Consider the following 13,817-nt stretch of genomic DNA (forward strand, 5'->3'; position numbering starts at 1 on the left):
CCACATCAAGGCGCCTTGCCGTTTCATCACGACTTCACTGTAACGAAATGGCAACAAAAAAAGCAGCCGACCCATGAGTCGGCTGCCTGAAAGAGTTGTAAATAAATTGTGACAACGGCGGTTAATATCTAACAGCCATCAAGGCTTATGGAGACACCCCGCCAGCTGGCCGATCAGCCGCTTGCGCAGCTCGCCGAGTTTCGGTTTCTCGTCCGCACACCAGGGCAGCGGACGGCACGCCTCTATGGTGCGCAGGCCAAGGCGAGCGGTGAGCAGCCCAGCCCCCACCCCTTGCGCCGCGCGGGCAGAGAGCTTGGCGGCAAACTCGGCGCCCAGCAAGTCCATCCCCACCTCGGTCACCAGCTCGGTGGCACCGGCGTAGAGCATGTTGCGAAACACCTGACGGATGAGGCGTATGCGGCTCCAGTAGCCGAGCTCGATGGCATAGACATCGGCGATATCCTCGATCATCCGCAGGTTGCGCCACAACATCAGCATCATGTCGACGGTGGCGAGCGGGCTGAGCGCCACCAGAACAGCGGCCTCCCCCGACCATTTGGCCACCCGCGCCTGCGCCAGCTTGTCGCGTTCGCCGAGTACCAGCTGGCTGTAGAGGGTCAGCACTTCCCGATCGCTGTGGCTCTCATCGAGCTGGGCCAGCCAGGTTTGATACCCCTCGCGCCCCTTGTCGCCACTTTTGACCGCCAACCCTTCGCAAAAGGCCTGCCCCTGCCCGACTCCCTGATGAGCAAGCAGATCTTCTGCTCGCGAGCGCACATCCTGACGCCGCTTGAGGGTGCGCAGTCGCAGCCACTCGCGCCCCACCACACTGGCGGTCCCCGCCGCCACCAGCGCCGAGGCCGCCAGCCAGGCGCTGCCCCAGAGCGGGGTGGTGAGGAATTGATCGTAAAGAAAGGCGCCATACTGGCCCAACGAGAGCAGACCGACTGCCCCCAGTCCCCAGGCCAGCAGCCGATGGCGGCGGCGCGGTTTGCTGACGAGGGCGCTCTCCACCTCGGTGAACTCGTCCAGCTCGTCGAGGCGCTCGAAACTCGCCTCCTCCAGCCGCTGGGCCGGTGTGGGCGGTCGCTCGTCACTGGCCACCGTCAAGGCAGGCTCAAGGATCACCTTGCCCTGCAGCGGTGGCCGCTCTTCTATCTGATCGTTCATCGCATTGTTCTCCTGTGCGCAGCCTTCGGCTCAGGTGCCAAGACCGCACACCGTTATTCGAGGTGATCCCCGAGCAGAAACTCCAGCGCTGCATCGAGCCGGATATGGGGCAGCGCCTGATGGGGGCTCATGGGCATGGGGCGAAAAGCCTGAAAATCAAAGCCCTGACTGTTCCACCATTGTGCGGGGGGAATATGGGGCGGCACCTCCCCCGGGAACAGCAGCAGCGGCTCACCGCTCAGGCTGGTGCCACGGATGGCCGGGAACTCGCGGCCATTGGCCACCCCCTTGCCAACTTCCGTCGCCTTGATGGCGGCGAGCGCCAAGCACTCAGTGGTGATCCCCTCAAAACGAGCCTGACCGCGACCGCTGCGTACCAGATGCTGGAGCAGGGAGACCATGGGCGCATGCTGTTCGGGGGTGACGTGATCGGCCTTGCTCGCCACAAACAGCAGCTTGTCGATACGGGGCGAGAAGAGTCGCCGCCACCAGTTGCTCTTGCCGTAGGCAAAGCTCTCCATGATGCGGGCAATGGCCTGCTGCATGTCGCCAAAGCTGGCCGCCCCGGCGTTGAGAGGCTGCAGGCAATCCACCAGCACGATCTGGCGATCAAAGCCGGCAAAGTGCTGCTCATAAAAACCCTGCACCAGATGCTGCTTGTACTGCTCGAAGCGCTGCTTGAGAGTGGCGTAAAGAGTGCCATCAGCGGGCTCGCTATCAGGCATCTCCCACACCCAGGGGACAAATTGCAGCATGGGGGCACCGGCATACTCCCCCGGCAACACGAAACGGCCGGGCTGGATCAGGTGCAGACCCAGCTCCTGTTTGCAGGCATGCAGATAGGCGGTGTAGCGCTCGGCAAGCTCAGCCACCGGCCGCTCTGCAAAAGGTTGCGTTGCCTGCCACCCGGGGGTTAGCCAGCTGGCGGCAAGCGCCTGCAACTCGGGGCGGCGCAGCTGCTCGCGCACCTGTTCGCTCCACTGCTCGTAGCTCATCTCAAGGAGCGGCAAGTCGAGCAGCCACTCCCCGGGGTAGTCCACCAGATCCACGTAGAGGGTGGAGATCTCCCCCAGATGCTTGCGCAGGGGGTGGCGGGTGCGATAGCGAATTTCGAGGCGTACCTCGGCCACGCCGCGGGTGGGTTCTGGCCAGGCAGGTGGGTCGCCAAACAGGGAGTCGAGGCCACGCTCGTAGGCAAAGGTGGGGATGTGGGCATTGAGCTGCGGCACCCGGCGGGCGCCGAGGATGCGCCCTTGACGCAGGGCATCCCACAACGGCAAACGGCCATCGATGGCCGCGTGTTCCAGCTGGTTGACCAGCGCCGTGATAAAGGCGGTTTTGCCGCTGCGAGAGAGGCCGGTCACCGCCAGCCGGATATGGCGATCCCGCACCCGGTTCACCACGTCGTTCGCCTTGTGTTGCAGGCGAGTCAACTTCTGTTCCAGTTTATTGAGTATCAAGGCTTGACCCGTTCTCCCTTGGTGGTTGCATCCGGCGTGCTCAGCCGTGCGAGAGGTCGACCGCTTATCCACGTCTGGATAGTTGTCGTCGATAGTGGATCATCACAGAAGATTCCACCATCGATATTGAGTGCTTGAGCAAGCACTACAGCTTGCGAAACTCCCGCTGCAGGGTGAACTCCCTGGAGGTCACCAGCTTCTCGATCCGCTGAACTCTGGGCTCCAGCGCGTCAAGTTCCTGCGCGATACGGCCCAGCGCCTGATGAGGGGTGATCCCCGCCTGCCAGCTGCGCGCTTTCATCCGCACCTCGGCAAAGTCGGCATCCTCTTGCGAGTAGAGGGTGACCGGCTTTTTGTCGAGCAAGAACCAGGCAGCGATATAGGCGGTGAAGGTAATGAAACCGGCGAAGATAAGGCCACTGATGGCGAGCAGCCGCACGATCCAGGTCTCCACCCCGAAATACTCAGCCAAACCGGCACAGATCCCGGCTATCTTGCCACGCTGGGGATCGCGATAGAGGTTACGCCCTTCACGACTGACACTGCTCATACCTTGTTCCTCCAACCGGGTACTTCCGCATCCAGAATCGACTCCAGCGCGCCCACTCGCTCCTGCATCTTCTCGGTGCGAGCCAGCAGCCCTTGCAGCTGTTCCCGCTCGCTATCGGCAAGACCGGCGCCAATGCGCCCCTTGGCACGATAGTGCAGCACCAGCCAGATGGGGGCCACCACCACCATGAAGACCACCATGGGAACCATCAATACGCCCAGCAGATCTTCCATCTGTTACTCCCCCTGTTTGCCTTCGCTTTTGCTGTCGCCCTGACCCAGCTTCTGGCGCATCGCCTCCAGCTCTTTGCTTATCTGATCGTCCACTTCCAGCTCGGCAAACTGCTGCGCCAGCGCCTTGTCGGACTGACCCAGATCGGCGCGCGCTTCCATTTCGTCGATGCGACGCTCCATCCGCTCAAACTTGCTCACCACCGCCTGGCTCTCGCCACGGGCGACCTGACTCTGCACATTGAGACGGCTGCTGGCCGCTTCGGTGCGAATGGCCATCGCCTTTTGACGGGCGCGGGCATCTTCCAGCTTGGCTTCGAGCTGACGGATCTCTTCACCCAGCTTCTCGATGCCGCTGTCGACCGCCTGTTGCTCGCGGTAGAGGGTCTCTGACAACTCGGTCTGTTTCTTCTTCTCGATAAGGGCGGCGCGGGCCAGATCTTCACGTCCCTTGGTCAGGGCCAGCTCGGCCTTGGCTTGCCACTCGTCGACCCGCTCCTGATGCCGGGCAACCTGACGACCAATCTCTTTCTGGCTGGCGAGGAAGCGGGCCAGATTGGAGCGCTCCTTGACCAGCTCGTCCTCCATCTCCTGGATGATCAGGCGCACCATCTTCTGGGGATCTTCTGCCTTGTCGAGCAGGGCCGTCAGGTTGGAATTGATGATGTCGGCCAGACGGGAAAAAATACTCATGATTGCACTCCTGTTATTGGCATGGCGTTGTTTCTCCATTGACAATGGCAACTTGTGTGCCAATCTGGAACAAAATTTAACTTGTTGATTTATATGGGGCAGAATAGCCGGATTGCAAGATGCCTCGCGCAAGTGATGATTAAAATCACCAACTTTTGGTAAGATTGACCAGCTTTTACAACTGACAGGGATCACTATGACCACGGCCACGGAAAGCCTGCTGGGGGAATCCAACGCATTTCTCGAGATCATTGAGCAGGCCTCACGGCTCGCCCCGCTGCGCAAACCCGTGTTGATCATCGGTGAGCGGGGGACGGGCAAGGAGCTGATCGCCCACCGCCTACATTATCTCTCGGCGCGCTGGGATCAAAGCTTTGTCACCATCAACTGCGCCACCCTGAGCGAGAGCCTGCTGGAGACCGAGCTGTTCGGTCACGAAGCGGGATCGTTTACCGGCGCGGCCAAGCGCCATCAGGGCCGCTTCGAGCGGGCCGATGGCGGCACCCTCTTCCTCGACGAGCTGGCCACCACCAGCGCCCGGGTGCAGGAGAAGTTGCTGCGGGTCATCGAGTATGGCGAGTTCGAGCGAGTGGGTGGGGCCAAGCCCCTCAAGGTGGATGTGCGGCTGGTCTGCGCCACCAACGAGGATCTCCCTGCGCTGGCCGACAAGGGGCAGTTTCGCCACGATCTGCTCGATCGGCTCGCGTTTGATGTGATCACCCTCCCCCCCTTGCGGGAGCGGCGGGAAGATATCCTGATGCTGGCGGAGCACTTCGCCCACAGCATGACCCGGGAGCTGGGCTATCCGCTGTTTGCCGGTTTCTCGCGCAAGGCAACCCAGCTACTGCTGGATTACCACTGGCCGGGCAACGTGCGGGAGCTGAAGAACGTGGTTGAGCGAAGTATCTATCGTCAGGGCAATCCCCAGCTGCCGCTCTCGACCCTGGTGCTCAACCCGTTTGATTCGCCATGGCGACCACAGGTCACGCAACCTGCGCAAGAGGCCCGAAGCGAGGTACAATCTGCATCCCCCCTCGCCCTGCCGCTCGATCTCAAGCAGGCGGTGGCGGAGTACGAGATTAATTTACTCAAGCAAGCGATGCAGCAATCCCAGTATAATCAGCGCAAAGCCGCTCAACTGCTGGCCTTAAGCTATCACCAGTTCCGTGGCATGCTACGCAAATATCAGCTGCTGGATGGCGATAACGATGCAGAACAAGAGTGAAGGAGCGCGGTTGATGCCGACTCCAGCAACACGCCAGCCTTCGCGCTGGCACATTTGTATCAAAACGTGCGTACAAAACCCCTATAAGAACATGGTTCAACAATGAGAATACTCACACCCTTGCTGCTGGGTCTGCTGGTGCTGGTCACCGGCTGCCAGAAGCAACCCGAGGCCTCCAAAACCGGACTCATCTATTGTGCTGAGGGGGCCCCCCTCTCCTTCAATCCCCATGTTTCCAACTCCGGGGTGACACTGGATGCCAGTGCCCGTCCGCTCTACGACCGCCTGCTGGAGGTGAACCCCAACACCCTGGCGCTGGAACCGGCGCTCGCCACCAACTGGCATGTCAGCGAGGATGGCCTCACCTATACCCTGACCCTGCGCAAGGGGGTGACGTTTCACCATACCCCCTGGTTCAAGCCCACCCGCACTTTCAATGCCGATGACGTGGTCTTTACCTATGCCCGCCAGCTGGACGAGCAGCACCCCTATCACAATGTCTCCGGCGGCGATTACCCCTACTTCTACAGCCTGGGGCAAGATCTGCTGATCAAGCGGGTGAGCAAGAAGGGGCCGCAGACGGTGGTATTCGAGCTGAATCAGCCGAACGCCTCCTTCCTCGCCACCCTGGCCAGCGACTATGCGGTGATCCTCTCCGCCGAATACGCCGAGCAGATGTTGCAGGCGGGCACGCCAGCCCTGCTGGATAGCCGCCCCATCGGCACCGGGCCGTTCAGCTTCAAGGAGTATCGCCACAACGAGTTCATTCGCTATCTGCGCCATCCCGGCTACTGGGGTGGCGATGCCAAGATTGAACAGCTGGTCTACGACATCACCCCCAAATCCGCCAAACGGCTGGCCAAGCTGCTGACCGGCGAGTGCGACGTGATGAGCACCCCTTCCGCCAGCCAGCTCTCGGTGATCAAGCAAAATCCGGCGCTGAGCCTCTCGGTCCAGTCGGGGATGAACGTCGCCTTTTTGGCCCTCAATACCCGCAAGCCGCCATTCAACAACGTCAAGGTGCGGCAGGCCATTGCCAGCGCCATCAATATCGACAACCTGCTGCAGGCGGTCTATTTCGATACCGGACTGCCCGCCAACAGCCTGCTGCCCACCCTCTCATGGGGTTACAACCCCAGCCTGCCCGAGCGCAAGCCCGATCTGAAACGGGCGCGCCAGCTGCTCAAGGAGGCGGGTCTGGAGAAAGGGTTCGAGATGCAGGTGCTGGTACAACCGGACGCCCGCCCCTACAACCCGGATGCGGTCAAGACCGCCCAGCTGATCCGCAGCGATCTGGCCAAGGTCGGGATCAAGCTCAAGATCGTGCAACGGGAGTGGCCGGTGATCGAAGGCCGCCTCACCAAGGGGCAGTACGACAGCCTGCTCTCCGGCTGGATTGCCGATAACGCCGATCCGGACAACTTCTTCCGCCAGCTGCTGAGCTGCTCGGCAGTGGAGCGGGGCAACAACTACAGCCGCTGGTGTAGCCCGGCCTTCGATCAGTTGCTGGATGATGCGGTCACCACGCCCCAGCTCTCGTTCCGGCTGCGCAACTACTACTATGCCCAGACCCTGCTTAACGAACAGCTGCCGCTGATCCCGCTGGCACACGCCTTGCGTACCCAGGTCAGCCGCAGCGACATCGAGGGGCTGACGCTGATGCCCTTTGGCGGCACCTCCTTCAACCAGGCTCACAGGGAGTAAGCATGCTTCTATACACCTTGCGCCGCATCAACCTGCTGCTTATCACTCTGCTGGCGCTGACCTTTGTCGCCTACCTGCTGGACTATCGGCTGATCGGCCATCAGCTCAGCTTCTGGAGCGGCTATCCCGACTTCCTGCGTCGCATTTTCGCAGGTGACCTGGGGCTCTCCAGCGTCTCCGGGCTGCCGGTGCTGGACGAGATCCGCCACTACTTCCCGGCGACCCTGATCCTCTGTCTGGCGGCGTTCGCCATCTCGCTGCTGGTGGGGATTCCTCTCGGAACCCTGGCGGCCCTGTCCCAGGGAAAGACGCTGGATCTCTCCATCATGACTGCCGGTCTTATCGGCTATGCGGTGCCGGTGTTCTGGCTGGCGCTGCTGGTGGTAATGCTCTTTTCGCTGGATCTCGGCTGGTTGCCAGCCTCCGGGCAGATCAGCCTGCTCTACGACGTCCCCCCCATTACCGGCATCGCGGTGATCGATGTGCTGCTCAGCAACGAGCCCTGGCGGCAAGCGGCGCTGCACGATGCCCTGCGCCACCTGATCCTTCCGTCACTGGTGCTGGCGGTAGTGCCTACCACCGAGGTGATCCGCCATGTGCGCAGCTCCCTCATCGACGTGATGAAGCAGAACTACATCAAGGCGGCGGCGAGCAGGGGCCTTTCCAAGGCGCAGATCGTCTGGCGCCATGGTCTGAAGAACGCCCTGCCGCCGGTACTGCCGCTGCTGGGTCTGCAGCTAGGCAGCGTACTCACCTCCGCCATGATCACCGAGGTGGTGTTCGAGTGGCACGGGATCGGCCGCTGGCTCATCAGCAGCATCGCCCTGCAGGATTATGCCGCTATTCGCGGCGCGACCCTGGTGGTCGCCAGTTTCGTGATCCTGACCAGCGTCAGTACCGAGTTGCTGACCACCCTTATCTATCCGGCACGGCGCAAAGAGTTGTATGCCAAACAAGATTGAACGCGCTCATGGCGTGACCAGGAGCCAGGTATCCTATGCAAGATAAATCGAACATCTATCCCGAGCTCAAGATCCTCTCGCCCCTTGAGCAGACGTGGGCCTCCTACAGCCGCAATCCGCTGGCGATGGCAGGGCTCTGGTGCTTTTTGCTGTTGCTGCTCATCACGCTGGTGGGGCCGCTGGTCGTCCCCTACGGCATCGATGAACAGCACACCGACAAGCTGCTGCTCGCCCCCTCCTGGGCGGCAACCGGCAACATCGACTACTTCCTCGGCACCGACGATCTGGGGCGCGACATGCTCTCCCGGCTGGTGGTGGGGGCGCGCCTCACCTTCGGCTATGCGCTGGTCGTGGTGGTGATCGCCATGGTGGTGGGCTCCGCCATCGGTATCCTCGGCGGGATGAGCAAGGGGCTTAAATCGAGCGTGCTGCACCACCTGCTCGATACCCTGCTCTCCATCCCCTCCCTGCTGATGGCCATCATCATGGTCGCCATCATGGGGCCGGGTTTTGGCAATACCCTGATTGCCATTACGCTCGCCTTGATCCCGCCCTTTATCCGGGCCACCTATAACGCAGTGCATGCCGAGATGCAGAAGGAGTACATCACCGCCAGCCGCCTCGATGGCTCGCCTCCCTTCCGGATCATGCGGCTGGCTATTTTGCCCAACATTGTCGAAACCCTGGTGGCCCAGACCACCCGCACCTTGTCGGCGGCCATTCTCGATATCTCGGCGGTCGGTTTTCTTGGCCTCGGCGCCCAATCTCCCCAACCGGAGTGGGGCACCATGCTGGCCGATTCGAGCGACCTTATCTATCTCGCCCCCTGGACCGTCACCCTGCCCGGCATCGCCATCCTGTTCAGCGTGCTGGTGACCAATTTAGTTGGTGAAGGCATTCGTGAAGCACTCAAAGAGGGGAATGACTGATGCCGCTGCTCGACATACGCAATCTCACCATCGAGATCGACACCCCGCAAGGCAAGGTCAAGGCGGTGGACAAGGTGAGCCTGACCCTGACCGAGGGGGAGATCCGCGGTCTGGTGGGTGAATCCGGCTCCGGTAAAAGTCTGATCGCCAAGGTGATCGTCGGCATCGAGAAGGACAACTGGACAGTACGTGCCGACCGGATGCGCTTCAACGACATGGATCTGCTGACCATGGCCCCCAAGGAGCGCCGTCGCATCATGGGTCGCGAGATCGCCATGATCTTCCAGGACCCCATCAGCTGTCTCGATCCCTCCGAGGAGATCGGCACCCAGCTGGAAGAGGCGATCCCGACCGATTCGTTCGAGGGACAATTCTGGCAGCGCTTCCAGTGGCGCAAGAAGAAGGCCATCGCCCTGCTGCACCGGGTAGGCGTCAAGGATCACCGCAAGGTGATGCGCGCCTATCCCCACGAGCTGTCGGACGGCATGTGCCAGAAGGTGATGATCGCCATGGCCATTGCCAACCAGCCGCGTCTGCTGGTAGCCGACGAGCCCACCAGCGCCATGGAGTCCACCACCCACTCCCAGATCCTGCGACTGCTGGACAAGATGAACAAGCTGGGCAATACCACCATCCTGATCATCAGTAACGATATCGCCGCCATCGCCAACCTGACCGATACCATCAACGTGATGTACTGCGGCCAGATGGTGGAGGTAGGCACCCGGGAGCAGATCCTCGAGACCCCGCATCACCCCTATACCGATGCCCTGCTCAAATCGATCCCCGACTTTGACAAGCTGGTGCGCCACAAGTCGCGCCTAGAGACCCTGCCCGGCGTCATCCCGCCACTGCAACACCTGCCCATCGGCTGCCGTCTGGGGCCGCGCTGCCCCTATGCCCAGAAGCAGTGCGTGCAAACTCCGTTGATGAACAAGATCAAGGGCCATCAGTTCAGCTGTCACTTCCCGCTGAACATGGAGGAGCCGAAAAAATGATGACCGTTAATGCCCCCATTAAGGAGCCCCGCTTGTGATCGAGCCATCCCTGTTGCAGGTCAGAGGCCTTAGCAAAACCTACCAGAACCGCACCGGTCTATTCCGTCGTCAGGCGGTGGAGGCGATCAAGCCCCTCTCGTTCGATCTCGAAGTGGGTCAGACCCTCGCCATCGTCGGCGAAGCTGGCTCCGGCAAGAGTACCCTCGCCCGCATTCTGGCTGGCATGATCGAACCCACCAGCGGTGACATCGCCATCGACGGCCAGCTGATGGTGCATGGCGATTACCAGACACGCTGCAAACTGCTGCGGATGATTTTTCAGGATCCCAACACCTCGCTGAACCGCAAGATCCGGGTCGGCCAGATCCTGGAAACCCCACTGCGCCTCAACACCGAGATGACTGAAGAGGAGCGCCGCGAGAAGGTGGTGCAGACCCTGCGTATGGTGGGGATGCTGCCGGATCACGCCCTGTTCTATCCGCAGATGCTCTCCTCCGGTCAGCAGCAGCGGGTGGCGCTCGCTCGGGCGCTGATCCTCAACCCCAAGATCGTGGTGGCCGATGAGGCGCTCTCCACCCTGGATATCTCGGTACGCTCCCAGATCATCAACCTGTTGCTGGAGATGCAGGAGACCATGGGACTGAGTTATGTGCTGGTAGCCAACGACCTGGGTATCGTCAGCCATATCAGCGACGAGGTGCTGGTAATGCACGAAGGTCGGGTGGTGGAGCGCGGCAAGACTCTCAAGGTGTTTGCCGATCCCCAGCATGAGGTGACTCGCCGTCTCATCCAGAACTACAACAACGAATACCGCAAATAGAGAGGCGCTGGCCGCTTCCCTTGCCGCTGTGTTTCGCCGAGCTCACTCGGCGGGATCAAAAAAGCCCACTGCATGCAGTGGGCTTTCTGTTACCGGCGTTGCTGCTTAGGCTTGCAGCAGCAGACGGTTGATGCGGGAGACGAAGCTCGCCGGATCGTTCAGCCCGCCCTGCTCGGCCAGCTGGGCCTGTTCGTGCAGCAGGGTGACCCACTCGCCAAACAGCGCCTCGTCTTCGATGGTGTCGAGTTTCTTCACCAGCGCATGGTCAGGGTTGAGCTCCAGAATGTACTTCTGTTCCGGTACCGGCTGGCCGGCCGCGCGCATCAGCTTGATCATCTGAGTGCTCATACCGTAGGCGTCGGTGACGATGCAGGAGGGGGAGTCGGTCAGACGGTGAGTGACACGCACCTCTTTCACTGCATCGCCCAGGCTCTTCTTGACCCGCTCAACCAGACCGGCGTTGGCTTTTTCGGCCTCTTCTTGCGCCTGCTTGGAGGCTTCATCTTCCAGATCGCCGAGATCCAGTTCGCCACGGGTGACGGAGATGAGCTGCTTGCCGTCGAACTCGGTCAGGTGGCTCATCAGCCACTCATCCACACGCTCCCACATCAGCAGCACTTCGACACCCTTCTTGCGGAAGATCTCGAGGTGCGGGCTGTTCTTGGCAGCGGCATAGGAGTCAGCAGTGATGTAGTAGATCTTCTGCTGGCCTTCCTTCATGCGGCCAACGTAATCCTCGAGAGAGACAGTCTGGGCTTCGCCCTCGCCAGCGGTGCTGGCAAAGCGCAAGAGCTTGGCGATCTCTTCGCGGTTAGCGTAATCCTCGGCCGGGCCCTCTTTGAGCACGTTACCGAACTCTTTCCAGAATTTGGCGTACTTCTCGGCATCGTCTTTCGCCAGCTTGGAGAGCATGGTCAGCACGCGCTTGGAGCAAGCCTTGCGCAGGGAGGCGGTCACCTTGTTGTCCTGCAGGATTTCACGGCTAACGTTGAGCGGCAGATCGTTGGAGTCCAGCACCCCTTTGACGAAGCGCAGGTAGGTCGGCATAAACTGCTCGGCATCGTCCATGATGAAGACGCGCTGCACGTAGAGCTTCAGGCCGTGCTTCTGCTCGCGGTTATAGAGGTCAAACGGTGCGCGGGCCGGCACGTAGAGCAGGCTGGTGTACTCCTGCGCGCCTTCCACCCGGTTGTGACCCCACAGCAACGGATCTTCAAAGTCGTGGGCGACGTGCTTGTAGAACTCCTGATACTCCTCGTCCTTGATATCTTTCGGGTTGCGGGTCCACAGTGCCGTGGCGCGGTTGACCTGCTCCCACTCGCCCGAGGTGCCGACGATGGTCTCACCATCCTCTTCGCGATCCGGGGTGCCTTCTTTGTACATCTCTACAGGCACGCTGATGTGATCGGAATATTTGCCCACCACGGAGCGCAGACGCCAGTCGTCGAGGAACTCGTCCTCTTCGGCACGCAGGTGCAGGATGACATCGGTACCGCGACCCTCTTTGGTCACATCAGCGACGGTGAAGGAGCCTTCCCCTTCCGATTCCCACTGTACGCCCTGCTCCGGAGCAGTACCGGCGGCACGGGAGACCACGGTCACCTTGTCGGCCACGATAAAGGCGGAGTAGAAACCGACCCCGAACTGACCGATCAGTTGGGAATCCTTACCCTGATCGCCGGAGAGGTTTTTGAAGAATTCTGCGGTGCCGGACTTGGCGATGGTACCCAGATGCTCAATCACCTGATCACGGGTCATACCGATCCCGTTATCGGAGATGGTCAGGGTACGCTTCTCTTTGTCCACCACCAGACGCACACGCAACTGGCCGTCGTTTTCGAACAAAGAGGCATCGGAAAGCGCCTTGAAGCGCAGCTTGTCCGCCGCATCGGAGGCGTTGGAGATCAGCTCGCGCAGGAATACTTCTTTGTTGGAGTAGAGGCTGTGAGCCATCAGGCTCAGCAGTTGTTTGACTTCAGTCTGAAAGCCGTGGGTTTCGGCATGAACACTTTGGGTCATGGACCAATCCTCAGAAACATCGGGTTGAACATATGCCCAACCTAGATGGGGACGGCCAATCAAATATCAAGGGGCGAGTGTGCAATCCCGCTCACTCGCCCCTTCAAACCCGCTCAAACGGCTATTTATTGCCCAGCTCGACCGCTATTAATGCGGGGAAACTGGCTGGCGCCTTGCTATTTCAAGCGTTGGCGCCCCATCAGGGAGTGGGAGAGCGTAGTGCCATCCACCAGCTCCAGCTCGCCCCCTACCGGCACCCCGTGGGCAATGCGGCTCACCTCCACCCCAGCGGTACGGGCCATGTCGGCGATATACCAGGCGGTGGCATCCCCTTCAATGGTGGGATTGGTGGCGAGGATCAGCTCGCTGATGTGCTCTTCCTTCAGACGGCGCTCGAGAATATCGAGCCCCAGCTCCTCCGGGCCGATGCCGTCCAGCGGCGACAGATGGCCCATCAGCACAAAGTAACGACCGGAAAACTGACCGGTCTGTTCGATGGCGGCCACGTCCGCCGGACTCTCCACCACACAGAGCAGGCCATTCTCTTCCCGCTTGGGATTGGCGCAGATATCGCAGCGGTCGTTCTCGGTAAAGGTGCGGCAGTGGCTGCAGTGGCCAATCTCGGTCAGGGCACGGGAGAGCAACTGGGCCAGACGCAAACCGCCGCTGCGCTCACGCTCGAGCAGGGTAAAGGCCATCCGCTGGGCAGACTTGGGCCCCACCCCCGGCAATACCTGCAGGGCTTTCATCATCTCATCGAGCAGGGGACTGAACTTCATAACACTCCTTACACAGGCCTGCCCCTCGCCACCACCAGGGCCACGACGGGTCAGCAAAACAGGATAACGCCATTGGCGCAGGACTATACCCGAGCCCGCCGCCCATCGCCATCGGCTTGCCCACAGCACTCGCAAAAACGCGGATAGCAAAAAGCCCTGATGTTTCCATCAGGGCTTTGCAAGTTGGCGGTGAGGGAGGGATTCGAACCCTCGATACGTTGCCGTATACACACTTTCCAGGCGTGCTCCTTCAGCCACTCGGACACCTCACCAAATTT

The 13,817-nt window shown here is 60.9% G+C and carries 13 protein-coding genes and 1 tRNA gene; 6 read left to right on the forward strand and 8 right to left on the reverse strand.

Annotation, left to right across the window (positions count from 1 at the left end; translation table 11 throughout):
- Positions 1-138: 138 nt before the first annotated feature.
- From AB5Y86_RS11060 to pspA, 5 genes are all read right to left on the reverse strand, one after another.
- Positions 139-1,170: a YcjF family protein gene (locus tag AB5Y86_RS11060; protein ID WP_368192876.1), complete on the reverse strand. Its 1,032-nt coding sequence runs from the start codon at positions 1,168-1,170 to the stop codon at positions 139-141.
- Between the two features lie 53 nt (positions 1,171-1,223).
- Positions 1,224-2,630 carry a YcjX family protein gene (locus tag AB5Y86_RS11065; RefSeq protein ID WP_144712750.1) on the reverse strand — a complete coding sequence of 469 codons (1,407 nt, stop codon included), beginning with the start codon at positions 2,628-2,630 and terminating at the stop codon, positions 1,224-1,226.
- 145 nt (positions 2,631-2,775) lie between these two features.
- Positions 2,776-3,180 (reverse strand): envelope stress response membrane protein PspC, encoded by a 405-nt coding sequence (pspC, locus tag AB5Y86_RS11070; protein ID WP_005333670.1) that lies wholly within the window; start codon positions 3,178-3,180, stop codon positions 2,776-2,778.
- Positions 3,177-3,413 carry an envelope stress response membrane protein PspB gene (pspB, locus tag AB5Y86_RS11075; RefSeq protein ID WP_005333672.1) on the reverse strand — a complete coding sequence of 79 codons (237 nt, stop codon included), beginning with the start codon at positions 3,411-3,413 and terminating at the stop codon, positions 3,177-3,179. The genes pspC and pspB overlap by 4 nt, the downstream gene beginning before the upstream one ends.
- A 3-nt stretch (positions 3,414-3,416) precedes the next feature.
- A complete protein-coding gene (gene pspA / locus AB5Y86_RS11080; RefSeq protein WP_064341193.1) occupies positions 3,417-4,103 on the reverse strand; it encodes a phage shock protein PspA in 687 nt (228 codons plus the stop codon).
- A 196-nt stretch (positions 4,104-4,299) separates the two neighbouring features.
- Here pspA and pspF point away from each other — a divergent pair, with 196 nt between their 5' ends.
- From pspF to AB5Y86_RS11110, 6 genes are all read left to right on the forward strand, one after another.
- The gene (pspF, locus tag AB5Y86_RS11085) at positions 4,300-5,328 is read left to right on the forward strand and encodes a phage shock protein operon transcriptional activator (RefSeq protein ID WP_005333674.1); all 1,029 of its coding nucleotides are present in this window, start codon (positions 4,300-4,302) and stop codon (positions 5,326-5,328) included.
- A gap of 102 nt (positions 5,329-5,430) precedes the next feature.
- On the forward strand, positions 5,431-7,032 hold the full coding sequence (gene sapA, locus AB5Y86_RS11090) for an ABC transporter substrate-binding protein SapA (RefSeq protein WP_368192877.1): 1,602 nt from the start codon (positions 5,431-5,433) through the stop codon (positions 7,030-7,032).
- Positions 7,033-7,034: 2 nt separating this feature from the next.
- Positions 7,035-7,994 (forward strand): ABC transporter permease subunit, encoded by a 960-nt coding sequence (locus AB5Y86_RS11095; protein ID WP_005333676.1) that lies wholly within the window; start codon positions 7,035-7,037, stop codon positions 7,992-7,994.
- A 35-nt stretch (positions 7,995-8,029) separates the two neighbouring features.
- Positions 8,030-8,923, forward strand: coding sequence for an ABC transporter permease subunit (locus AB5Y86_RS11100; RefSeq protein WP_005333677.1), 894 nt, complete (start codon positions 8,030-8,032; stop codon positions 8,921-8,923).
- Positions 8,923-9,921 (forward strand): oligopeptide/dipeptide ABC transporter ATP-binding protein, encoded by a 999-nt coding sequence (locus AB5Y86_RS11105; protein WP_005333679.1) that lies wholly within the window; start codon positions 8,923-8,925, stop codon positions 9,919-9,921. Before AB5Y86_RS11100 ends, AB5Y86_RS11105 begins: the two co-directional genes overlap by 1 nt.
- Positions 9,922-9,955: 34 nt before the next feature.
- Positions 9,956-10,741 (forward strand): ABC transporter ATP-binding protein, encoded by a 786-nt coding sequence (locus tag AB5Y86_RS11110; RefSeq protein ID WP_005333681.1) that lies wholly within the window; start codon positions 9,956-9,958, stop codon positions 10,739-10,741.
- Between the two features lie 105 nt (positions 10,742-10,846).
- Here AB5Y86_RS11110 and htpG read toward each other — a convergent pair whose 3' ends face one another.
- From htpG to AB5Y86_RS11125, 3 genes are all read right to left on the reverse strand, one after another.
- On the reverse strand, positions 10,847-12,760 hold the full coding sequence (htpG, locus tag AB5Y86_RS11115; protein WP_204479496.1) for a molecular chaperone HtpG: 1,914 nt from the start codon (positions 12,758-12,760) through the stop codon (positions 10,847-10,849).
- A gap of 176 nt (positions 12,761-12,936) precedes the next feature.
- Complete coding sequence (recR, locus tag AB5Y86_RS11120; protein ID WP_005352677.1) at positions 12,937-13,539, reverse strand: recombination mediator RecR; 603 nt, start codon at positions 13,537-13,539, stop codon at positions 12,937-12,939.
- A gap of 184 nt (positions 13,540-13,723) precedes the next feature.
- Positions 13,724-13,811: transfer RNA gene (locus AB5Y86_RS11125), tRNA-Ser, on the reverse strand.
- Positions 13,812-13,817: the final 6 nt, after the last annotated feature.

It is taken from the genome of Aeromonas sp. s8 (assembly GCF_040907785.1).
Taxonomy (GTDB): Bacteria; Pseudomonadota; Gammaproteobacteria; order Enterobacterales; family Aeromonadaceae; genus Aeromonas; species Aeromonas veronii.

Coding starts and splice junctions, on each gene's coding strand:
- AB5Y86_RS11060 (WP_368192876.1), bottom strand. CDS start 1,170: ATGAACGATCAGATAGAAGAGCGGCCACCGCTGCAGGGCAAGGTGATC.
- pspC (WP_005333670.1), bottom strand. CDS start 3,180: ATGAGCAGTGTCAGTCGTGAAGGGCGTAACCTCTATCGCGATCCCCAG.
- pspB (WP_005333672.1), bottom strand. CDS start 3,413: ATGGAAGATCTGCTGGGCGTATTGATGGTTCCCATGGTGGTCTTCATG.
- pspA (WP_064341193.1), bottom strand. CDS start 4,103: ATGAGTATTTTTTCCCGTCTGGCCGACATCATCAATTCCAACCTGACG.
- pspF (WP_005333674.1), top strand. CDS start 4,300: ATGACCACGGCCACGGAAAGCCTGCTGGGGGAATCCAACGCATTTCTC.
- sapA (WP_368192877.1), top strand. CDS start 5,431: ATGAGAATACTCACACCCTTGCTGCTGGGTCTGCTGGTGCTGGTCACC.
- AB5Y86_RS11095 (WP_005333676.1), top strand. CDS start 7,035: ATGCTTCTATACACCTTGCGCCGCATCAACCTGCTGCTTATCACTCTG.
- AB5Y86_RS11100 (WP_005333677.1), top strand. CDS start 8,030: ATGCAAGATAAATCGAACATCTATCCCGAGCTCAAGATCCTCTCGCCC.
- AB5Y86_RS11105 (WP_005333679.1), top strand. CDS start 8,923: ATGCCGCTGCTCGACATACGCAATCTCACCATCGAGATCGACACCCCG.
- htpG (WP_204479496.1), bottom strand. CDS start 12,760: ATGACCCAAAGTGTTCATGCCGAAACCCACGGCTTTCAGACTGAAGTC.
- recR (WP_005352677.1), bottom strand. CDS start 13,539: ATGAAGTTCAGTCCCCTGCTCGATGAGATGATGAAAGCCCTGCAGGTA.